This is a genomic window from Aliarcobacter cibarius (assembly GCF_013372265.1).
GTDB classification, from domain to species: domain Bacteria; phylum Campylobacterota; class Campylobacteria; order Campylobacterales; family Arcobacteraceae; genus Aliarcobacter; species Aliarcobacter cibarius.
On record NZ_CP054051.1, the window covers coordinates 270,333 to 293,356 of the forward strand.

A 23,024-nucleotide genomic window follows, 5' to 3' on the forward strand; every position below is an offset into this window, starting at 1 on the left:
AATATTTAATGTGTCCCTTTACCAAGAACTCCACCAAATGGACCAGATTGAATTAAATTTTCTTTTACTTTTCCTGGTAATAATGGAAATACCAATTCTGCAAACCTATATGCTTCTTCTAAATGTGGATAACCTGAAAATACAAATGTATCAACTCCCATATCTGCATACTCTTTTATTCTCTCAACTACAATTTTTGGATCACCAACTAAAGCTGTTGCACAACCTTCTCTTGCAAGACCAATTCCAGCCCAAAGATTTGGACTTATTTCTAACTCTTCTCTTCTTCTTGCTTTTCCACCATTTGTTAAAGCTGTCATTCGTTTTTGACCAACAGATTCTCTATTATTTAAAACTTTATGAGCTTGTTCAATTGTCTCATCGTCTAACTTACTTATTAACTCTTCAGCAGCTTCCCAAGCTTTTTCTTCAGTTTCTCTCACAATTACGTGAAGCCTTACTCCAAATTTTAATTCTCTTCCATAATTCGCTGCTCTTTTTCTTAAATCTTCAATTTTTTCTTTTACATCAGCTGGTTTTTCTCCCCAAGTTATATATAAATCAACTTTCTGAGCAGCTAAATCTCTTGCTTCCTCAGATGAACCACCAAAAAACAATGGTGGATGTGGATTTTGAACTGAAGGAAAAAGTAATTTTGAATCAGTTACTTTATAGTGCTTACCTTCAAAATTCACAAAATTTTTTTTAAATCCTGTATTTAATATATCTTTCCACAAATCAACAAATTCACCAGCTGCTTCATATCTCTCTTCTGATGTATGATAGATACCATCTCCTTTTAATTCTGTTGAATCTCCACCTACTACAAGATTTATTGCTAATCTTCCATTTGATAATCTATCAAATGACGATGTCATTCTTGCAGCCAAAGAAGGTTGTAATAAACCAGGTCTTAAAGCTACTAAAAATTTAAGTTTTTGAGTAATTGACAATAAGCTAGTTGCTACAATCCAAGGATCCTCGCATAATCTTCCTGTTGGAATTAATACTCCATCATATCCTAAAGTATCAGTTGCAACTCCAAGCTGTTTTATATAATCCAAATCAGTAACCCTAGAACCTTCTCTACTACCAATGTATCTACTATCTCCAAAAGTTGGAATAAACCAATATATGTTAAGTGACATCTATTTTTATCTCCCTATTTATTTTTTTGTTCAGGAATCCAAACTACACTTTTTATATCAAGTTTTTTTGGAATAAGTTTTAAATCTGAAAATGTATCTGCAATTTTTTGTTGATCAGCAATAACTTTACTATTTAAATAATCTGTATCAAAAACAGCTCTTTGTAGTGCTATTTCGAGTGCATTAATATCTAATCCATTAACTGATGATAAAACTTTTGCTGCTTCTTTTGGATTTTCAACTACCCATTTATCTACATTTTTTAACTCTTTAAAAATTTCATCTATAACTTTTGGATTTTTAGCTGCATAATTTTCTTCTGCTAAATAAAATTGATAATTATTTACTATATTCTCACCATTTTTTATTACTTTTGCTTTAATAGTAGTTTCCGCTGCTGATAAAAAAGGATCCCAAATTACCCATGCATCAACACTTCCTTGTTGAAATGCAGCTCTTGCATCTGATGGTGCTAGAAATACTGGTTGAATATCACTATATTTTAATCCTGCATCTTCTAAAGCTTTAACTAATAAATAATGTACATTTGAACCTTTATTTAAAGCCACTTTTTTACCTTTTAAATCTGAAACTGATTTAATTGAAGAGTTTTCTTGAACTACAATAGCTTCAGCTTTTGGTGATGCTGGTTTATATCCAATATATTTTATTTTAGCATTTGCAGCTTGTGCAAATATTGGAGGCGTTTCACCAACTGTTCCAAAATCAATACTACCAACATTTAATCCTTCTAACATTTGTGGTCCTGCAGGAAATTCATACCATGAAACTTTAATTCCTAAAGATTCTAATTTTTTCTCTAAAGTTCCATTTTGTTTTATAATTATAAAAACTGGATCTGATTTTTGATAACCTATTCTTAACTCATTATCTGATTTTTTTGAACCTTCATTTGAAAATCCAATAATTGGTGCAAGTAACGATATTGCAACAATATTTCTTATTTTATTAAATATTTTTTTCATTAAAATTATTCCTATATAATATACATTAAATGTATGATAATTAAAGATTAAAAAATCTCAACTAAACTGTTTAAACTAATATTTTTTATAAATCTACACATATTACACATTATTTTCCCCTTTAACTTAATTTTAAAACTCTTTTAGCATTTCTATGAAATAAATTATCTAAAATTTCTTCTTTAAACCCTAAATTAAAAAAATCATCAATTGTTTGCTTCATTGGTCTAAATGGATATGATGTTGCAAATAAAAGTTGTTCATTTAAAAAACTATTTGCAGCTTCTACAAAAAGTTTACTTCCAGGTTGAAACAAATACATATCTGGTACAATATTTACATTTTCATATCTAAAAGCAACACCAATAATTTCATTTACAAATGGATAACTTCCATGATAAACCACTATTTTTAAATTTGGAAAATCTCTTGCAATTCTGCCAATAGCTGCTGGATTTGTATGTTCTAAATTTGGAGTTGTTGGACCTGACATGATAAATATTGGTAAACCTAACTTTTCACAAGCATCATAAACCTCTAAAAAATCTCTATCATCAGCATGAACTGGTGGATTTCCAAATCCTGGTTCTACATTAACTCCTATTAATCCTAATTGTTTTGTTGATCTTTCAATCTCATCTAAAGTAGTTTTAAATCCATTTGTTTGTGGATCAACCGATGCAATTCCTACTAACTCTTTATGATTCTTTACAACATCATAAATAACATCATTTGAAACAGTAAGTGATGGAGTATCACGTCCTACTACCACAGCTTTTGTAATTCCACTTTCTTTAATATCATCAACAAAACCATCTAATGTAAATGAACGTGTAAAGTGTTCATCATTTTTTGATCCAACTCTTCTATTAAGCCATTTTGCTGCTTCATATCCAGCAGTTCCAGGAGTTGAACCATAAAATTCTCCTAAAAATGCAGGTCTACTTCTTAAATCAATAATCTCTTTTTTGTAACTCATTTTTATCCCTTAAATATAATACATTGTTCCCATAACTCTAGAAAGAATATTTGCTTCAAGTTGTGCAAATTCTGCACTTCCTCTTTCTCTTTGTCTAGAAAGATTAATCTCTAAATCTAAAGTGATTTTTCCTTCTTCAATTAATACCACTCTATCTCCTAAAATTACTGCTTCTGAAACATCATGAGTCACAAGCAAAACAGTAAACTTATGTTCTTGCCAAATTCTTTCTATTAAAGTTTGCATCTCTATTCTAGTTAATGCATCCAAAGCTCCCAAAGGCTCATCTAATAAAAGTAATCTTGGCTTATGAACTAATGCACGAGCAAGTGCTACTCTTTGTTTTTGTCCACCAGAAAGATTTGCGGGCCACTCATTTGCTTTATTTTCTAAACCTACTTCTTTTAATGCATCAATTGCTAAATCATAAGACTCTTTTGGTAAACCTAATGCAACATTTTCTATAACTGTACGCCATGGTAATAATCTAGAATCTTGAAACATAATTCTAATATCTGGGTGAACACCATTTATTTTTACTCCATCTAAAGTAATCTCACCTTGACTTACTTTTTCTAATCCTGCAAGTAATCTTAAAAATGTACTTTTTCCGCAACCACTACGTCCAACAACGCAGACAAATTCTCCTGAATTAATAGTTAAATTTAACTCTTTTAAAACTTGTGTATTTTCAAATTTTTTAATAACATTTTTGCTTTCAATAAAAATTCCATTAGAGTTATTAGCAAATAAATTCTTACTCATTTTTGATATCCTTTATGCCATTTTAAAGTATATCTTTCTAAAAATCCTGCTAAAACATCTGAACTTTTTCCTAAAAATGCGTAAAGTAAAATACCTAAAACCATAATATCTGTTTGTAAAAACTCTCTTGCATTCATTGTCATATAACCAATTCCCACATTTGCGGCAATTGTTTCAGCAACAACTAAAAATAACCACATATATCCCAAAGACATTCTAAGTCCTACTAATATTGAAGGCATAGCTCCTGGTAAAATAACTTCCTTAAATAATCCAAATCTACTAAGCCCATAAACTTTCCCCATCTCAATTAAGTCTTTATCAACAGATCTTAATCCATGAAAAGTATTTAAATATATTGGAAAAAATACAGCCATAGACAATATAAATATTTTACTAACTTCTCCGATTCCAAACCACAAAACAACTAAAGGAACAAGAGCTAATAATGGAATGTTTCTAATCATTTGAATAGTTGAATCAAGTAAACTTTGTGCAACTTTTGATAATCCTGTAATAAATCCAAGAAAAAATCCTATACTTCCACCAATTAATAATCCTAAAACAGCTCTTTCTAAACTGGCTAAAAAATGATGAGTTAATTCACCACTTTTGGCTAAATCTATGCCTGCATTTACAACATCTAAAGGTGCTGGCATAATTCTAGTTGAAAGCCATCCACTTTGAACTGCCAGTTGCCAAAGTAAAATTATTAATACTGGTATAAGCCAAGTAATTGCTACTTCCTTACTAAAATTTTTAGCTTTATAAAAATTTTTAATCATCAATTCTCACCATTTTCAGTTTCAACACTTCCAAATGGACCTGATTGTACATGCCCTAGTAACTTATCTTTTGCTTTTCCTGGTAATAATGGGAATAACAATTCAGCAACTCTAAATGACTCTTCTAAATGAGGATATCCTGAAAATACAAATGTATCTATTCCTAAATCTGCGTATTCATTTATTCTTTTTAAAATTGTTTGTGGATCACCAACTAAAGCAGTTGCGCACCCTCCTCTTACAAGACCAATACCTGCCCATAAATTTGGACTAATTTCTAATTCTTCTCTAGTTCTAGCTTTTCCATTATTTGTCAATGCACTCATTAATCTTTGACCTTCAGAATCAAGTTTTGTTAATGCTTTTTGTGAAGCATTTATCTTTTCATCATCTAATTTGCTGATTAATTTTTCTGCAGCTTCCCAAGCTTCTGCTTCAGTTTCTCTAACAATAATATGTAACCTAATACCAAATCTTACAGTTCTTCCATATTTAGCAGCTTTTGCTTTTACATCTTCAATTTTTGCTTTTACAGCGTTTGGTGTTTCTCCCCAAGTAATATATAAATCAACCTTTTGCGCTGCTAACTCATGTGCTTTTTGTGAACTTCCTCCAAAAAATAATGGAGGGTGTGGTCTTTGAACTGGTGGATATAAAAGTTTTGAATTAACTGTTTTATAATGTTTACCTTCAAAATTTACAACATTTTTTTCATAACTTGCTTTTAAAATATCTTTCCACAAATCAATAAATTCAGCTGCAGCTTCATATCTATCTTCAGAATCTTGAAATAATCCATCACCCTCTAACTCTTCTTTATCACCACCAGCAACTAAATTAAAAGCAACTCTTCCATTTGAAAATCTATCTAATGTTGAAGAAATTCTCGCAGCTAATGCAGGTTGTAATAATCCTGGTCTAAGCGCAACTAAAAATTTAAGCCTTTGAGTAACTCCTATTAAACTTGATGCAACAACGAATGGATCTTCACAAGATCTTCCAGTTGGAACTAACACTCCATCAAAACCTAATGTATCAGCAGCTATTGCAACTTGTTTTACATAATCGAAATCTGATACCCTAGATTCAATTTTTGAACCTAAGTATCTACTATCTCCAAAAGTTGGGATAAACCAAAATATATTTAGCGACATTTTTGTTTCCTTAAATTATTTTTTTTGTTCAGGTAGCCAAACTACACTTTTAATATCAAGTCTTTTTGGAATAAGTTTTAAATCATAAAATGTATCAGCTATTTTTTGTTGTTCAGCTATTACTTTTTCATTTAAATAGTTAATTCCATATCCTCCTCTTGATAATGCTTTTTCAAGAGTTATTGAGTCAAGTCCAGTCAATGGTGCTAAAGCATTTGCAATTTCTTTTGGTTTTGTTACAGCCCAATCATTTACTTTTTTTAATTCATCAAAAATAACTGCTACTACATCAGGTCTTTTTGCTGCATAATTCTCTTCTGCTAAATAGAATTGATGATTATTAACAGTATTTGTTCCATCTTGAATTACTTTTGCACCTATTGATGTTTCAGCAGCTGCTAAAAATGGATCCCAAATTACCCAAGCATCTACACTACCTCTTTCAAATGCTGCTCTTGCATCTGCAGGTGCCAAAAATACTGTTTCAACATCACTATATTTTAACCCTGCGTTCTCTAATGCTTTTACAAGTAAATAATGTACATTAGAACCTTTATTTAGTACAACCTTTTTACCCTTTAAATCAGCAACACTTTTTATGTTTGAATTAGCAGGTACAACAATTGCTTCACCTCTTGGAGCTGGTGGCTCATATCCAATATATTTTATTTTTGCATTTGCAGCTTGTGCAAATATAGGAGGTGTCTCACCAGTTGTTCCAAAATCAACTCCACCTACATTTAAGCCTTCTAATAGTTGAGGGCCAGCTGGAAACTCACTCCAAGTTACTTTAACACCAAGAGGAGCTAACTTTTTTTCTAACTCTCCACTAGCTTTTAACAATATCAAAGTTCCATATTTTTGATAACCTATTCGTACTTCATCTTCTACTTTTTTATTTACATCTTTTCCAAAACTAATTGCTGGTATTAATAAAGATATTAAAGCTACATTTCTTATTTTTTTTATTATATTTTTCATCTGTTTTTCTCTTTCTTAAAATAATATACACTAAGTGTATGAACTATAAAAGATTTTAAAAAAATCTCACCATTGTTTATTACATAAATTATTTTATCTCTCTACACATGTCGCACATCATTTTAAATCCTTTATTCCTAATGTATAACTTTATATTTTAAATTCCAAGCCCACCAATAAACTCTTCTTTGAAAATATCATCTTTTGATATTGGTTGAAAAGAAAAACATGAAGCAATTGTTGTTTTATCAAGAATTTGTACAGTTAAATTTCTAATATTTAAAAAAACTCTTCTAAAATAACACTTGCCCTCTTGACTACATGGTTCATAGTTATAAACTGAAACACATGAAATCATGGCAACCATACCTTCAAAATGTCTAATGACTTCACCTAAAGTAATACTATTAGCATTCCTTGCTAACTCATACCCGCCATTTCTACCTGTAATACTTTTAACCCACCCCGCTTTATTCATTTCTAGCATAATATTTTCTAAAAATCTTCTTGGAATATCTACATTTTCAGATAATTCTCGAATAGAGATAGTTCCTTTTCTAGAAGGTTCAGCTATTGCAAACAAAGCCCTAAGTGCATAATCTGTTTTTTTTGATATCTTCATATTTATCACCTACTAAATTGGTGAAATAATAATATATTATTTTTATTTTGTCAAGTATTGAGAAAATAGATTATTAATTTTTTGATTTAAATATCAATTAAACATTTAATTTGATACCACAAAATCGATATTTAACATTTTAAATATTTTATAAATAATCAATAATTTAACTCGTGAAAAAATAAGTATATTCACAGATTTAAATATTTTTTTCTGTAAATTTAATTAAATCTAAAGTACTTTTACTTCAGATATAAACCTATCCATTCCATATGGATCTGGAACTATAAACAGTATTTGACCATTATTGATTAAAGCTTTTGCTTTAGTTTTTTCAATTGTCTCTTCACCATTAAAATAGTCTTTATTTTTATACTCTATTAAATATTCATTTCCATCTATAATATTAATTAGTTGTAGTTCTTCTTGTGTATTAGGAATAAAGTTCATTCAAATATCCTTGAAAATGGGTTCCAGGTAATTATCCCAAAAGCTCTATTAAGAAATACTTTTATTTAAAGTTTAATTAAGATAAATTATTTAATGTTATTCAATTTTTTTTAATTCTTCATACAATTTTTCAGCCTTAATTATTTCATCATGAAATGCTTTTTTTCTACAAGATAAATAACCTTTTGAACCATCACAACTCTCAAATGGATATACTGTTGCAAATACCCAATAATATCCTCCATCTTTTGTTGCATTTTTTACATAACCTGTCCAAATATCACCTCTTTGTACAGTTTCCCATAATGATTTAAATGCAGCTTTAGGCATATCTTTATGTCTTACCATATTATGTGGTTTTCCTAGTAATTCAGATAAAGAATAACCTGCTATCTTACAAAAGTCTTCATTTGCAAATCTTATTATTCCTTTTTCATCCGTTTCACTTACTAAAAATGCATTTTTATCTAGTACTGTTTCTTTTGACATTTTTAATTCCTTTTAATTAAACTTTTTACTTTGTGCATCTATTAGTAGTTGATGAGCCAATTTTGATACATTTTGAGCAATAGCTTTTACTTGATTAGATTCAGCTACATTTTATTGAGTAAATCTATCTAGCATATCAACAGCTTGATTTATCTGTTCTATTCGTGTAATTTGTTCTTTAGAGGCATTTGAAACATCTTCAATAATTTGTATAGTTTGAGTAATATTATTATTTAATTCTTCATATCCATTAATCATATCCGAAGATACTTTTTTCCCATCATTAGCTTTTAGTGTCGCTTCTTCTACAAGATTTTTAATTTCATGTGCTGCTTCTGCACTTCTACTTGCAAGATTTCGCACTTCTTGAGCAACTACTGCAAATCCTTTTCCAGCTTCTCCTGCAGTTGCTGCCTCAACGGCAGCATTTAGTGAAAGAATATTTGTTTGAAAAGCAATTTGGTCAATAATTGATATTGATTCATTAATAGCTTTTACTTTGTCGTTTATTTCATCCATAGATTTTGCAGTTTTACTTGCTAAATTTTCACCTTCTAGTACAGATTTTTTAACTATATGCCCAAGGCTAGCCATTTTAGTTGCATTTTGAGTATTATTTCTAGTAATATTTGTGATCTCTTCTATAGCCGCTGATGTTTGTTCTAGTGATGCTGCTTGTTCGTTTGTTTTTGAGGCAAGATTATTCATTGATGAAGTCATAACAAAAGAGTTTTTTTCTAGTACTTCTCCATTATTATAGTTATTTCTAGCATTATCGTTTAATACTTTTCCAAGAACATTAATACTTTCCATTAAAGATTCATAATAACTATTGTAGGTTATTTTTTTGACTCTTCATACAACTCTTGACAGTTATTTATAACAAGAAAGTTATAGTAATGCAATAATTTTACATCTAGATATTAGACTTAAATCTTTACTATAAACTATAATTCTCATGTTATTTCTTTATTAATTAAAAAAGATAAATCTTTTTTCTAATTATAATTTTTAAATGAACTTCGTAATTTCTCTACGCTTTCTATATAAGGTTTATTCTCCTTAACTACTACAGACATTTTTGATAAAGCTTCATAAGCACTTTTTTTACTTTCATAAAAATTTGATACAACTTTATATAGTTGCCTTTTATGCTCTTGTGTTACATAATCTAAAACTTTTGAATTTTGAGATAAATCTGCATCTTTTATGAATTTATCAACCTCTTCTTTTGAAGAAAAAGTTGCTAAATTTATTACAAATCCACTTTTTTTATTTATATCAGAATCTACACTAGTACTATTTTGAGGATTATTAATTGAGTTCGTTACAGGTACAGGTACAGTTTCAGTAATTTGTTCTTTTTGTTCTCTTTCACAACCAAACATATCAACTTTAATTCCTAATGAAGTATTATCACACAAATCTTGTTGATCTTTTACTCCATCTTTATCTAAATCTGTTCTATCTATTACTTTACCATCTGTTACATTTTCATAATTTGCAAAAACTGGTTTATAGTAATTTAGGCTACTATCTTTATAAATACTATTTACTAATTCTCCCATTGCATCTAAAACTCTATATTTAGCAAACAACAAATCATAATTTGCAGTAATCAATTTATTTCTAGCTGAGATATAATCATCTTCTGCAGTTAAAAGGTCAATAAGACTTCTTGTTCCTGTTTCAAACTCTTCTTTATATAGTTCTAAAGTTATTCTACTTTGTTCTTGGTATGAAGTTAGGAATACGATTTGTTTTTGAAGCATAGTATATGCACTCCAAGAGAGTTCTAAACCTTCAATAATTTGTCTTTTAATATCACCTTGAATTTCATATTCTTGATTAATAGCAACTTTACTTTTTTTAACTGAATTATAATCTGCTTGACCGTTATATAAGTTTTGTCTATAAACGATTAAGGCACTATAATTTCTTTCATGACCTTCATCTCCACCAGTATTTTTATCTAGGTTATAAGCCAATTCAAAATCTATTGTTGGTGCAAATTTACCTTTATTTTGAGCCAATTGAGCTTTTGCAGTTTCAATATTATGATTTGCTACAATTATTGAAGGGTTAAATTTAATTGCGTGACTAACAGCTTCATCTTTTGTTTTTGGAAGATCAAATGTAAATTTAGGAAGAATTAATTCATCTTTATCTATTCTTTTACCTGTTAATCTAGCCAAATTAAATTGAGAATCCATTAGATTATTCTCTTGAGTTAACAGATTAAACTCTGCTAATTGTAAACTAGCGCCAACTTTTTCTACATCAGAAATAGAACCAGAACCAGCATCAGACAAACTTTGTGTTTTTTCTAGTATTGCTCTTGTCAAACCAACATTTTCTTTTTCTAAGTTATACAAATCTTTAAATTTCAAAACATTAATATATTGTCTAATAACATTAAATGCAACATCATTTGTTTGTTCAACATAGTTATATGCAGCTGCCATTACTCTAGCTTCTTCATAATTAACTCTATTAACAGTTTTTAAACCATTAAATAGATTTTGAGTTAATACTAAAGAGTTTCTATAAGTATTGAAACCTCTATCATCATTTGCTCCACCAACTTGTTCTAAAGTTTTTTCATAACCTAATCTACCAATATAATCTAACTTAGGTAGATATTCAGATTTAGCAATTTTTAAATCATAAACTGTTTGTTCATAATTACTCATTTTTTGTTTTATTAATGGATTTGTAGTTAATACATCATCTAAAACTCTATCTAACTCAGCAGATAAAGATGATGTAACCAAAATAAAACATGAAGTTAAAAGTGATAAATATACTTTTTTCATAATTGTGCTCTCCTTACAATTTTATACAACCAATTTATTCATCACTGATGATAAATTCAACATAAGTCTACTTAACCATATTTGACAAATCTTTTAATTTTCATCTTTAAAAATTTTAAATTAAATAAAAATCTTTAAAGATAAAAACTTAAACAAAATCATATAAGTATAGAGCCCGTTAACATAATCTTTTTGTTAACTATCTTATCCCAATTTTATCTAAATTTCAAAGAAATTATCTATAAATTAAACAATAAATTACAACATTTTAATATAAAAATATAAAATTTTTGTAATATTTAAAATTAGAAAATTAGTAGATTATTTAAATTGAAAAGCTATAAAAATTATTTAATTATTGATAATCAAAAAATAAGGACTTAGAATAATTATTTTATTTTAAATAGTCTAATAATAAAAATTAATATTTTTATTTAATATAATGTAATTTTTAAGGACTAAAATTTAATGATTAAGAAATATTTGTATACTAATTCAATTTTATAGTCATTATAGAGAACAATTAAAAAATACATATAAAGCACCTAATTCTATTTATCAAAGTACATTTACATTTTATCAAATAATTGAAAAAAGCGATTTTCTTAAGATTATTTTGTTGTATAATCAAGTCTAGAATATGTAAAAGGAGCTAATTTAAATATGATTAAAGATATTATTACCCAAGTTAAAGAGATTGATAAAAATATATTAGAACTTTTCAAAGAAAGAAAAATATTATTAAATAACTCTAAAAATGTAGAATTTTATTCATACAACAAAGAGTTTATAAAATCTATAGAAGAAGAGATATTTTCAATTGTAAAAATAGAGTATGACAATGAAAAAATCGTCTACTTAGGACCTGAAGGTAGCTATACTCAAGAGGCAGCTATAAATAATTTTGGTATAGATAATCTTTACTATTCAGTAAATTCAATAAAAAATATTTTTTATGAAATAGATGAAAATAGAGCAACTTATGGAGTTGTTCCAATTGAAAATAGCTCTAATGGAATAGTTGGAGATACTATTAATTGTTTTAATTCTTATGATTTAAATATTATTGGTGAGACTATTTTAGATATTCATCATACACTTGTTAGTAACTGCAATAAAATTGAAGATATAAAGATTATATATTCAAAAGATATAGCATTTGATCAATGTTCAATCTTTCTAGAAAATTATCATTTAAATGAAATAAAATATGAATATGTTGACTCTACAACAAAAGCTGCAAAATTAGCTTCTCTAACACCAAATAGCGCTGCTATTTGTTCTGAACTTGCAGCTAAAACAAGTAATATTCCAATTTTATTTAATAATATAGAAGACAATAAAGATAATAAAACTAGATTTTTTATAATTAGTAAAAAAACTACAAAAAAAACAAAAAATGATAAAACATCAATAATAGTTCAACTACCAAATAAATATGGGTGTTTAATAGATTTTTTAAATGATTTTAAAGAAAATAAAATAAATCTGAATAAAATTAAATCACATATAGTTAAAGGAATTTCAACATTTTTTATCGAATTTGATGGACATAAAGATGATTCTAATGTTAAAAAGATTTTAACAAAACACAACAATAATATAAAAGTTTTAGGCTCATATAAAAAAGAAATTGAAGATATTTAGTAAAAAATCAAATATCTTCAATAATACAAAACTGCGATAATTATGCGATTGAATTTCTATAAGCTACTCCTTCATAGTTTTAAACTTATCTATTAAGATTAAAATATATTAACAAAAAGGATTTATATGAAAAGAATTACAAGAACAAGCCTTATTACTGCGCTATCACTAACATCTTTAGTTACAAGTATGTCTGCTGATAATTTATCTGATGCTTTTACAAATGGTAAAATAAAAGGAGAAATTAAGTCAATTTATTCAAGTTCAAATTTTTTAGGTAAATCTAACACAGATAATATATCAACTGTAGGTGGTAGCCTAGGTTATATAACAAGTGATTTTTATGGTTTTTCTGCAGGAGCAACTTTTCAAGCTTCACATGTAATTGATGATAGAAATAAAAATAACGTTTTTAAAAATGATTTAGATGCTTCAGGAGCAGTTTTGTCTGAAGCATATTTAAATTATAAATTATCAAATACAAGCGTGAAAGCTGGAAGACAATTCATCTATACACCTCTTGTAAGTAGTGCAATTAATGGTAGATCATCTGAAAGCTTAGTAAAAGACTCTTTTGAAGCTTATTTAATAACTAATACTGATATACCAAATACTACAATTACTGCTGGGTATGTAGATAAATATCAAGATAAAACAGATGGAAAGACAAATATTGGTAAATTTGAAGATTTTGAAGATGGTGCTTACACGTTATATGTAAAAAATAATTCTATTGAAAATTTAGAATTACAAGCTCAGTATTTAAATGTAGATGCAAAAAAAGCAAATAGTGACAGAGATAATGTTTATTTACAAGCTGACTATAAAATTGCTGCTCACACTCTTTCTGCTCAATATTTATTATCAAAAGATGAATCAAAAGGTTCAGCTAAAGAAGATGGTCAATTATTTGGAGTTAAAGCAAAGGGACCTCTTGGTATTGATAAACTTGGATATGTTGTTGCATTTAGTTCTAGTACAAAAGATGGTGATGTAAATTCAGGAATTGGTTCAGGAACAGATGATATAGTATTTGAGTCAATGCCAGTAAATGGTTCTGCTGTACATAGAAGAGGGAATACAGATACACTAATTGGAGGAATTATTCTACCTATTTTTGATATTACAACAGTGGCTTATGGGGGATATTCATGGTCTAATGGCGGATTAGGAGATGTTTCAGCAGCTGGAGCAATGGCAATATATCCATTCTATAAAAACTTTTTGTTAAAAGCAAATTATGAACATGTTGAAACTGAAAATACTATTGCAGCTGCTGGTATTGTTGAGGGGAATACAGATGTAATAAGAGTTTATTTATCGTATAACTTTTAGTATTTAAATCTCTCTTTAAAAAAGAGAGATTTTTAGCTTTTTAACTTCTTAAACAAAACTGATATATAAATTCCTAAAATTATTAATGAAAATCCAATAAGATGATATGTTTCTAATCTTTCACCTAGTAAAAAATAAGCAAAAATTGCACCAAATATTGGCATAAAGTGAGTAAATTGTCCTGTTATGTTTGCTGTTAATTTTAAAGTTGAGATATTCCAAAAATAAAATGACAATATTGATGGAAAAATTACAATATACAATAAAGAATAAAGTACTTCACTTTTTTCTATAAATGATAAAGAGAAATCTGAAGAGAATATAAAAAATGGAATAGATAAAATAGTAGTTCCTATAAAAGTTGTTAATGTGAAAAATTCAAAAGGTCTTAAATCATCTGTTTTAAATTTCAATAATACTGTATACAATGCCCATACAAAACCAGCTAAAATTATCCATAAATCTCCACTTGTAGTCTTAAATTCTAAAATATTTACAAAATCGCCTTTTAAAACCAAAAACAAAACTCCTATAGTTGATAAAATAATTCCTAGTAGCTGAGTTTTAGAAATTGATGTATTTAAAATAAGAAAAGAGATAAGTACGATTATCATAGGAGTACTTGAGTTTATAAGTAGAGCATTTGTTGCGGTTGTTGTTTGTACTCCATAATATAGAAAAGTATTAAATGCTGTAATACCTAATACTGATTGAGAAATTAACATTTTAGGGCTATTTTTAAATGCTAAATACAGTTTTTTATATTTTAAAATTAATATAGGAGATAAAATCAAACAAACGATAATCCATCTATAAAATGCTAATTGTAAAGGTTCTATATCTGAAGATATAAATCTTCCTAAAACATAATTACCAGACCAAAAAGCTACTCCTAGAAGAAGTAAAATATAATATTTCATAAAAAACCTAAAGTAAAAAATATAAAGCTAATGGCATATAAATAATTGTAAACAGATTTCCAATAGCAACTATTGAAGCTACCATACTAGAATCTTTGTTATATTTTTCTGCCAAAATTGCATTTAAAACAGCAGTTGGAAGTAATCCAAACAAAATTAAAAGTTTTTGTTGAAGTTCACTATATTCAAAAAGATATATAGCTAAAAATGCCATAATTAATCCAGAAAGAGGACATAAAATAGCACCTATAATTCCTATTTTTATATTTTCGAGTTTTACTGTTGATAGTCTAACTCCAAGAGCAAATAAAATTAAAGGAATAGCAACTTGTGATAATAGTTCAAAAGTTACATTAATTGTTGAAGGAAAAGATATATTAAAATAATTAAAAATTAATCCAAAACATGTTGCAATTATTACTGGATTTTTGAACATAGCTTTTATATCTATTTTCCCTCCATACATCATTTCAGCAACTGTAAATTGACCAATAACTTGAACTAAAGATAAAGCAATAAACAAAGCCATAGCTTCTTGTCCAAAAGATAGTAGAGCAAGAGGTAGCCCTAAATTTATTGAGTTATTAAACATCATAGCTGGTAAAAAACTATTAATATCTATTTTCATTAATTTAATAAATGGATACAAAATTAAACCTGAACCGAAAACTATAATAACTGCTCCCAAAGAAAAATATCCTAACACAGAGATATTGGGAAGTTTTGAAGAAATTGAGTAGAAAATTAAAAAAGGGATAAAAATATCTAAATTGATTTTATTTATTGAATCTATGTCAATTTTTACTCTCTTTGCATAAAATATTCCTATTAAAACTATAATAAAAACTGGAAAAAGTATTTCAATTATTTTGTATATCAAAATATAGCCTTAAATTTATTAAAAATTATTTTGAGATTAAATTTTAGCTTAAAAAAAGCAAGACTTATAATATTATTGCTGATTTTTATTATAAGCCTTACCAAAAAGGGGTTTTCGTCTAATTCGCTAGAAAGGTTTTTTTTACTATCAACTTCATTTTGAAAAGAGATAATATAAATATGGTTTTTTACTTTAGTAAAAAGGTCGTTGAAGTTATTTACTAAAGATTTAGTTGAAGTTGATTTAGTGGTCAATGAAACAGCATTAAAGAATAGTGTGTTAAATCTTTTGATTTCGTCATTTGAATAGGAGAAAATTTTTTCTTCAAAAAAGAAATCAGGGTGCTGCAACTTCAACTTGTTTTGCTGTAAAGACTCTAAGTACTTTCCTCTTGCTACAAAATTTAAATCAGGACCTAAACTGATCAACTTTATGCCAAAATAAGAGTTTACACCACCAGCACCCAAAATAAAAAATCTCATATTCTGCCTTTATTATTTCTCCGAAAAGAAATTTAACAATAGATTATTAAATCTATCTTTATGCTCTATTTGTGTCCAATGTCCACATTGTCCAAATATATGCAATTGTGATTTTAAAATAAGTTGATTTAATCTTATAGAATTTTGTACAGGTATTACTTTATCTTCTCTTCCATGAATAATTAAAACATCTTTATCTATCTTTTTAATATCTTGTTCACAGCTAGTCATCATATCTATTCCATTTTGTCTTGGAGCTGGAAACATTGAAGAAAATGATTCATGAAAACCAGGTCTAATACTTGCTTCATATCTTAGTTTTGCCAAATCATCTGTTACAATACTTCTATCATAAGCAAAAATATCAAGCAACTCTTTCATATTTTCAATACTTGGATTATATCCCCATGCTTTATCAAGTCCGTATGTTAAATCAAAATATACTCCAACAGCACCCATTAAAACAACTTTATTAAATCTTTGCGGATATTTTATAGTTAAAGCAATTGCTAAACCACCTCCAAAAGAGTTTCCAACTAGGTTTGTTTTTTCAATTCCTAAAGCATCCATTAAATCAATAATTTGTTGTACCCAAACATCCATATTATAAGTAATACCTTCTGGTCTATCTGTATAACCAAATCCTACCATATCTGGAGCTATTACTCTAAATTTCTCTGCTAAAACTGGCATTGATCCTCTCCAGTTTGCATAAGCTGATACTCCAGGTCCTGAACCATGAATAAACATTACAGGTTCACCTTGTCCTAATTCATGATAATTTGTATTAAACTTACCTGTTCTTATATTCTTCGCTATCTCTGGATTTGACATCTTTTTTTCCTTTATTTTTAATAAATTCTTATTTTCCTAACTTTTTAGCGCTTTTTCCACCTATACCAAAATGCTGTTTTGGCATTTCATTTATTATAACTCTTACAGTTTCAAGTGGTGCATCTAAAGATTCCGCAATTGCTAAAGATACTTTTTCTATAAGTTTCTCTTTTTTCTCATCACTTCTTCCCTCAACAATATTTATTGTAGCTATTGGCATGAATTCTCCTTAAAAATTATCCAATTTTTAAGGGACCTATTTCATATCTAACTTCTTTTAACAAGATGGCAAAGCCATCTTTAAAGAAGCAAACTCTAAAGAGAACAACGAGTTGTTCTTAAAATAGTCCCTATTTTTATATAAATTTAAATGATAAAGTTCCTAAATCTTGAAACTTAACTGTTACATTATCACCTTTTTTTACACTAACAGCAGCTGTAATTGCACCTGAAAGAATAAATGTTCCTGCTTTTAAAACCTCTCCCCTCTCAGCTAACATATTAGCAAGCATAGCTATTGCAGTTGCAGGATGCCCAAGAACAGCAGCTCCAGCCCCTACTTCTACTACTTCACCATTTATTTCCATTACAACACCAAGAGTTTTTAAATCTAAATCTTTAACATCTCTCATTCTTCCACCAGTTACATATCTTGAACTTGATGAATTATCAGCAATAACAGATTTTAAGTCAAATTTGAAATCTTTATATCTTGAGTCAATAATTTCAACAGCAGGCATTACAAAATCTGTTGCAGCTAAAACATCACCAATATGACAACCAGGTCCACTTAAATCACTTTTTAAAACAAAAGCAATTTCTGCTTCAACTTTTGGATGAATTAACTCATCAATTTTTATACAAGATCCATCACCAAAACTAAAATAATCAGCTAAATATCCATAACAAGGATCAGAAACACCCATTTGTTTCATTTTAGCTTGAGATGTAAGTCCCATTTTCATACCTACAATTTTGTGCCCTCTTGCCTCTTTCGCAGCTCTTGCAGTCCATTGAATATCATAGGCATCTTTATATGTCATTTCTGGATAATCTTCAGTTATTTTAGTGATTTCATAAGCTTCTAACTCAGCATCCTCACAATGCTTTGCTAATTTTTCAATTGTTGCTCTATCTAAACTCATTATATTAATCCTTTCGCTTTTGCCATATCAAGTGCTAAGTCTTCAATCATATCTTCTTGACCACCTACCATTCCTCTTCGCCCTAGTTCTAGTAAAAGTGTTCTTGCATCAATTCCATATTTTTCTTCTGCACGTCTTGCAAATAAAAGAAAAGATGAATAAACCCCAGCATATCCCAAAGTAATAGAATCTCTTGAAATTCTTGTAGGTTTTCCCATAATAGGAAGTGCTATATCTTCTGCTGCATCTTCAATTTTATGTAAATCAATTCCTGTTTCTACACCCATTCTATTTAAAACAGCAACTAAAACTTCAGTTGCAGTATTTCCAGAACCTGCTCCAAATCCAGCAAGACTTGCATCAATTCTTGTAGCTCCAGCTTCAATAGCAGCTAAAGAGTTTGCAACTCCCATTGACATATTGTTATGTCCATGGAATCCTAACTCTATATCATTTCCAAACTCTTTTTTAAGAATTGCAATTCTTGCACTTACATCATCTGGTAGCATATATCCAGCTGAATCAGTTGCATAGATAGTTTTTGCTCCATAAGAGACCATTTTTGCTGCCTCTTCTAGTAATTTTTCAGGAGTCACCATATGAGCCATCATTAAAAAACCAACTGTATCAAGTCCCATAGAAACAGCTGCTTTTATATGTTGAGCTGAACAGTCGGCTTCTGTACAATGAGTTGCAACTCTAACAGTTGAGATACCTTTTTTTACAGCTCTTTCTAAATCTTTTACAATCCCAATTCCAGGAAGTAAAAGAGCAGAGATTTTTGCATTTTTTACATTTGAAACTGCGCACTCAATCCACTCTTCATCAGTATGTAATCCATATCCATAGTTAAGTGAACTTCCACCTAAACCATCACCATGAGTTACCTCAATCATAGGAACACCAGCTTCATCCATAGCTTTTGACATAGCAGCCATTTGATCTAATGTAAATTGATGTCTAATAGAGTGCATTCCATCTCTTAAAGACATATCATGAATTGTTACTTTTTTACCTTTTAAATTCATGTTATTCTCCTTTAATTTTTTCAGCCATTTTTTCTGCAATGTTTGTTGCAGCTGCTGTAATAATGTCTAAGTTACCTGCATATTTTGGTAGGTAATCTCCTAATCCTTCAACTTCAAGGAAAATAGAAACTTTTTTACCATCAAAAACTGGTCCATTTTTCAGTTTATATCCTGGTACAAATTGTTGTACTTTTTTTACCATTTCATGAACTGATTTAGTAATTGCTTCTTTATTTGGCTCGGCAACTGTTTGACAATGAACAGTATCTCTCATCATAAGTGGTGGCTCTGCTGGATTTAAAATAATAATAGCTTTACCTTTTTTTACATTTCCAACTCTTTCAATCCCAAGTTTTGTTGTCTCTGTAAACTCATCTATATTTGCTCTAGTTCCAGGACCTGCTGATTTTGAAGCAACTGTTGCAATAATTTCTGCATAATCAACCGCTTGAACACTTGAAACAGCTGCAACCATAGGAATAGTTGCTTGTCCACCACAAGTTACCATGTTCACATTTTGTGTATTTTGTGCTAATAACTCATCAATATTTACAGATGGTACACAAAATGGTCCAATAGCAGCAGGTGTTAAATCAATAACCATAACTCCAAGTTCTGCTAATTTTCTATTGTTTTCACCATGAACATAAGCTGAAGTTGCATCAAATGCAATTTTTACACCATCTTCTTTTATAAAAGGAAGTAAACCATCAACTCCCTCGTGAGTTGTTTTCATACCAGCTTCTCTTGCTTTTGCAAGTCCATCTGAATCAGGATCAATTCCAACCATCCATAAAGGATTTAATATTTCACTTCTTTGAAGTTTATACATTAGATCTGTTCCAATATTTCCAGATCCAATTAATGCACAATTAATTTTACTCATCTATTTTCCTTTATATAAATCTACAAGAAGCAGAACCAATTCCACCAATATTTATAGTCATGTTATCGCCTGATTTAATAGTAACCATTGCACAAAGTGCTCCTGAAAGAATTACTTCACCAGCTTTTAAACCAACTCCAAATGAGCCAAGTGTATTTGCAAGCCAAGCAACTGCATTAACAGGACTTCCTAAAGCTGCAGCTCCAGCTCCTGTATGCAATAACTCACCATTACACTCTAAAGTAATTCCACAAGTTGTTAAATCAACATCTCTTGGATCCACTCCTTTGCCTCCAAATACTATGTATCCACAAGAAGCATTATCTGCTACAGTATCTTGAATTTTTATTTTCCAATCTTTTATTCTTGAATCAACTATTTCAAAACAAGGCATTACAAATTTTGTAGCTCTTAACACATCTGCTGTTGTAACACCAGGTCCCATTAAATCTTCTTTTAAAACAAAAGCAATTTCACCTTCTGCTTTTGGTTGAATCATTTTATTAGTTACATCAATAACATCACCATCGTTATAAATCATATCTGATAAAAGATATCCAAAATCAGGTTGATGAACTCCTAACATATTCATAACTACTTTTGAAGTTACTCCAATTTTCTTACCAATGATTCTTGTTTTATCATCACTTAGTCTTCTTGCTAAGAAGTGGTGTTGAATAGCATATGCATCTTCAATCGTACAATCAGCCTCTCTTGATGAGATAGGCTCAATTGTTTGTTGATTTTTTAGTGCTTCATATAGCTCATTTCCATATTTTTCTATTTTTGCTTTTTCCATAAATAAACCTTACATTTTGATACAAATATTTTTTAATTCTGTATAGAATTCAAGTGAATGATGTCCACCTTCTCTTCCAATTCCTGAAGCTTTCATCCCACCAAATGCAGTTCTTAAATCTCTTAAGAACCATGAGTTTACCCAAACTATACCTGAATCAATTTTAGATGCAACTCTGTGAGCTTTGTCTAAATCTTGAGTGAAAATAGTTGAAGCAAGCCCATATTTTGTGTCATTTGCCATTTTTATAGCCTCTTCTTCTGTGTCAAATGGTGCAATATGACAACAAGGTCCAAATACTTCTTGTTTTACAACCGTTGCAGTTTCAGGAAGTCCTGTCCAAATTGTAGGTTCAATCCAAAATCCATTTGCTAGATTTCCTTCCATTTTAGGAACTCCTCCTCCTAAAACAATATTTGCACCCTCTTTTTTAGCTAGTTCATAATACTCTAAAACTTTTTCTTGATGTGATTTACTAACAAGAGGCCCCATATCAACACTCTCATCATGTTGAACTCCAAGTTTTAATTTAGAAGCAGACTCTTTTAATTTTGCAACAAATTCATCAAAAATAGGTCTTTGAACATAAACTCTCTCTGTTCCTAAACATACCTGTCCTGAATTTGCAAAACAAGATCTAGTTGTTTCAAATACTGCTTTTTGCATGTCACAATCAGCAAAAATAATTGCAGGATTTTTTCCTCCAAGTTCTAGTGATACATCTCTTACTCCAACAGAGCAAGCATTCATTATCATTTCACCTGTTTTTGTCTCTCCTGTAAATGTAATAGCATCAATATCAGGATGAGCAGTTAAAAGATTTCCAGTAATACTTCCTTTTCCTTGAACAACATTATATGCACCTGCTGGAACTCCAACTTTACTCATAACTTCTCCTAAAAGTGAAGTTGTTGTTGGAGTTACTTGAGATGGTTTTACAACAACAGAGTTTCCACAAGCCATTGCAGGTCCTACTTTCCAAGTCATAAGTAAAAGCGGTAAATTCCAAGGTGAAATTACTGCAATTACTCCTTTTGGTTTTCTCATAGAGTAATTAAGCATAGTTTTTCCATCAGGTGTATCCGATCTATATGCCTCATCTGCATAAGATTTCATAGTATCTGCAAAAACTTTAAAGTTTGCTCCACCTCTTGGAATATCAATATGTCTAGCAATAGAGTAAGGTTTTCCTGTATCTAAACTTTCAGCTTCTAAAAAATCATCAAATCTTCTATTTATTTCATTTGCAACTTCATACATTAATGCAACTCTATCGTTTAGTTTCATTTGTCCCCATTCACCAGTAAGTGCGGCTTTAGCTGCTGCTACTGCTGCATTTACTTCAGGTTCTCTTCCAAGAGCTACTTTTGAAATAATTTCAGCTGTTGCTGGGTTAAAGTTATCAAAAAATTCACCACATTGTGAATCCATAAATTTTCCGTTAATATAGTGTTGTACTTTTTTCATTATTTTAATCCTATTTTTTCAATTGCATATTTTGCACAAATAATATCTTCTTCTTCTGTTCCACCCGAAACTCCAATTGCTCCAACTTTTACTCCATCTTCAAAAATAGGTAAACCCCCACCAAAGGGGATTAATCTATTTCTATTTGAAAATCCTTGCTCAAGATGAGGCATATTTTTAAAAATTGTTGTCCATTGTTCTGTAGGAAATCCAAAACTAGCACTTGTATAAGCTTTGTCTTTTGCAATATCAATAGAATGAATAAAAGAGTTATTCATTCTAATAAATGCCATTTCTAAACCTTTGTTATCTACTACAGAAACATTAATAGATATATTTAACTCTTCGGCTTTTTCAATAGCACAAATGCAAGCTTTAACCGATGCTTGTCTTGATATAGTTTTTTCAATCAAAGTGTTATTCATA

General features: G+C 29.2%; 24 protein-coding genes and 1 pseudogene. 2 read left to right on the plus strand and 23 right to left on the minus strand.

The genetic code is table 11. The features are described 5' to 3' along the window. Nucleotides 1-5: 5 nt before the first annotated feature. From ssuD (ACBT_RS01215) to ACBT_RS01270, 12 genes and pseudogenes are all read right to left on the minus strand, one after another. Complete coding sequence (ssuD, locus tag ACBT_RS01215) at nucleotides 6-1,148, minus strand: FMNH2-dependent alkanesulfonate monooxygenase (RefSeq protein WP_024776240.1); 1,143 nt, start codon at nucleotides 1,146-1,148, stop codon at nucleotides 6-8. A gap of 14 nt (nucleotides 1,149-1,162) precedes the next feature. Further along, the gene (locus tag ACBT_RS01220; RefSeq protein WP_024776241.1) at nucleotides 1,163-2,134 is read right to left on the minus strand and encodes a sulfonate ABC transporter substrate-binding protein; all 972 of its coding nucleotides are present in this window, start codon (nucleotides 2,132-2,134) and stop codon (nucleotides 1,163-1,165) included. A 121-nt stretch (nucleotides 2,135-2,255) separates the two neighbouring features. Further along, the gene (locus ACBT_RS01225; RefSeq protein WP_024776242.1) at nucleotides 2,256-3,113 is read right to left on the minus strand and encodes an amidohydrolase family protein; all 858 of its coding nucleotides are present in this window, start codon (nucleotides 3,111-3,113) and stop codon (nucleotides 2,256-2,258) included. A gap of 9 nt (nucleotides 3,114-3,122) precedes the next feature. Then, a complete protein-coding gene (locus tag ACBT_RS01230; RefSeq protein ID WP_024776243.1) occupies nucleotides 3,123-3,878 on the minus strand; it encodes an ATP-binding cassette domain-containing protein in 756 nt (251 codons plus the stop codon). After that, nucleotides 3,875-4,663: an ABC transporter permease subunit gene (locus ACBT_RS01235; RefSeq protein ID WP_024776244.1), complete on the minus strand. Its 789-nt coding sequence runs from the start codon at nucleotides 4,661-4,663 to the stop codon at nucleotides 3,875-3,877. Before ACBT_RS01235 ends, ACBT_RS01230 begins: the two co-directional genes overlap by 4 nt. Then, nucleotides 4,663-5,817 carry an FMNH2-dependent alkanesulfonate monooxygenase gene (gene ssuD / locus ACBT_RS01240; RefSeq protein WP_024776245.1) on the minus strand — a complete coding sequence of 385 codons (1,155 nt, stop codon included), beginning with the start codon at nucleotides 5,815-5,817 and terminating at the stop codon, nucleotides 4,663-4,665. The genes ACBT_RS01235 and ssuD (ACBT_RS01240) overlap by 1 nt, the downstream gene beginning before the upstream one ends. Before the next feature lie 15 nt (nucleotides 5,818-5,832). After that, entirely contained in the window at nucleotides 5,833-6,798 is a 966-nt protein-coding gene (locus ACBT_RS01245; protein ID WP_024776246.1) for a sulfonate ABC transporter substrate-binding protein, read from the minus strand. Nucleotides 6,799-6,955: 157 nt separating this feature from the next. Beyond that, on the minus strand, nucleotides 6,956-7,420 hold the full coding sequence (locus ACBT_RS01250; protein WP_024776247.1) for an RrF2 family transcriptional regulator: 465 nt from the start codon (nucleotides 7,418-7,420) through the stop codon (nucleotides 6,956-6,958). A gap of 231 nt (nucleotides 7,421-7,651) precedes the next feature. Further along, nucleotides 7,652-7,870, minus strand: coding sequence for a hypothetical protein (locus ACBT_RS01255; protein ID WP_024776248.1), 219 nt, complete (start codon nucleotides 7,868-7,870; stop codon nucleotides 7,652-7,654). A gap of 96 nt (nucleotides 7,871-7,966) precedes the next feature. Further along, nucleotides 7,967-8,359, minus strand: coding sequence for a PAS domain-containing protein (locus ACBT_RS01260; protein ID WP_024776249.1), 393 nt, complete (start codon nucleotides 8,357-8,359; stop codon nucleotides 7,967-7,969). A 114-nt stretch (nucleotides 8,360-8,473) separates the two neighbouring features. Further along, nucleotides 8,474-9,121 (minus strand): annotated as a pseudogene (locus tag ACBT_RS01265) (methyl-accepting chemotaxis protein); the annotation flags it as partial. 236 nt (nucleotides 9,122-9,357) lie between these two features. After that, the gene (locus tag ACBT_RS01270) at nucleotides 9,358-11,175 is read right to left on the minus strand and encodes a TolC family outer membrane protein (RefSeq protein ID WP_024776250.1); all 1,818 of its coding nucleotides are present in this window, start codon (nucleotides 11,173-11,175) and stop codon (nucleotides 9,358-9,360) included. Nucleotides 11,176-11,838: 663 nt separating this feature from the next. Here ACBT_RS01270 and ACBT_RS01275 point away from each other — a divergent pair. Then, the gene (locus ACBT_RS01275) at nucleotides 11,839-12,822 is read left to right on the plus strand and encodes a prephenate dehydratase (protein WP_024774204.1); all 984 of its coding nucleotides are present in this window, start codon (nucleotides 11,839-11,841) and stop codon (nucleotides 12,820-12,822) included. Nucleotides 12,823-12,948: 126 nt separating this feature from the next. Next, the gene (locus ACBT_RS01280; protein WP_024774205.1) at nucleotides 12,949-14,157 is read left to right on the plus strand and encodes a hypothetical protein; all 1,209 of its coding nucleotides are present in this window, start codon (nucleotides 12,949-12,951) and stop codon (nucleotides 14,155-14,157) included. A 32-nt stretch (nucleotides 14,158-14,189) separates the two neighbouring features. On the opposite strand, the gene ACBT_RS01285 is transcribed toward ACBT_RS01280, so the two are convergent. From ACBT_RS01285 to ACBT_RS01335, 11 genes are all read right to left on the minus strand, one after another. Further along, nucleotides 14,190-15,077, minus strand: coding sequence for a DMT family transporter (locus ACBT_RS01285; protein WP_024774206.1), 888 nt, complete (start codon nucleotides 15,075-15,077; stop codon nucleotides 14,190-14,192). Between the two features lie 7 nt (nucleotides 15,078-15,084). After that, a complete protein-coding gene (locus ACBT_RS01290; protein ID WP_024774207.1) occupies nucleotides 15,085-15,957 on the minus strand; it encodes an AEC family transporter in 873 nt (290 codons plus the stop codon). After that, a complete protein-coding gene (locus tag ACBT_RS01295) occupies nucleotides 15,954-16,439 on the minus strand; it encodes a ketopantoate reductase family protein (RefSeq protein ID WP_024774208.1) in 486 nt (161 codons plus the stop codon). The genes ACBT_RS01290 and ACBT_RS01295 overlap by 4 nt, the downstream gene beginning before the upstream one ends. Nucleotides 16,440-16,451: 12 nt before the next feature. Beyond that, nucleotides 16,452-17,273 (minus strand): alpha/beta fold hydrolase, encoded by an 822-nt coding sequence (locus ACBT_RS01300; protein ID WP_024774209.1) that lies wholly within the window; start codon nucleotides 17,271-17,273, stop codon nucleotides 16,452-16,454. Between the two features lie 28 nt (nucleotides 17,274-17,301). Next, on the minus strand, nucleotides 17,302-17,493 hold the full coding sequence (locus ACBT_RS01305; protein WP_024774210.1) for a 2-hydroxymuconate tautomerase: 192 nt from the start codon (nucleotides 17,491-17,493) through the stop codon (nucleotides 17,302-17,304). A 136-nt stretch (nucleotides 17,494-17,629) separates the two neighbouring features. Continuing rightward, the gene (dmpH, locus tag ACBT_RS01310) at nucleotides 17,630-18,418 is read right to left on the minus strand and encodes a 2-oxo-3-hexenedioate decarboxylase (protein WP_176325383.1); all 789 of its coding nucleotides are present in this window, start codon (nucleotides 18,416-18,418) and stop codon (nucleotides 17,630-17,632) included. Continuing rightward, nucleotides 18,418-19,446, minus strand: a complete 1,029-nt coding sequence (dmpG, locus tag ACBT_RS01315; RefSeq protein ID WP_024774212.1) for a 4-hydroxy-2-oxovalerate aldolase — start codon at nucleotides 19,444-19,446, stop codon at nucleotides 18,418-18,420. The genes dmpH and dmpG overlap by 1 nt, the downstream gene beginning before the upstream one ends. Before the next feature lies 1 nt (nucleotide 19,447). Beyond that, nucleotides 19,448-20,332 (minus strand): acetaldehyde dehydrogenase (acetylating), encoded by an 885-nt coding sequence (locus ACBT_RS01320; RefSeq protein WP_024774213.1) that lies wholly within the window; start codon nucleotides 20,330-20,332, stop codon nucleotides 19,448-19,450. 10 nt (nucleotides 20,333-20,342) lie between these two features. After that, entirely contained in the window at nucleotides 20,343-21,131 is a 789-nt protein-coding gene (gene dmpE / locus ACBT_RS01325) for a 2-oxopent-4-enoate hydratase (RefSeq protein WP_024774214.1), read from the minus strand. A gap of 9 nt (nucleotides 21,132-21,140) precedes the next feature. Next, nucleotides 21,141-22,598, minus strand: a complete 1,458-nt coding sequence (locus ACBT_RS01330) for a 2-hydroxymuconic semialdehyde dehydrogenase (RefSeq protein WP_024774215.1) — start codon at nucleotides 22,596-22,598, stop codon at nucleotides 21,141-21,143. Next, complete coding sequence (locus ACBT_RS01335) at nucleotides 22,598-23,023, minus strand: GlcG/HbpS family heme-binding protein (protein ID WP_024774216.1); 426 nt, start codon at nucleotides 23,021-23,023, stop codon at nucleotides 22,598-22,600. Before ACBT_RS01335 ends, ACBT_RS01330 begins: the two co-directional genes overlap by 1 nt. Nucleotide 23,024: the final 1 nt, after the last annotated feature.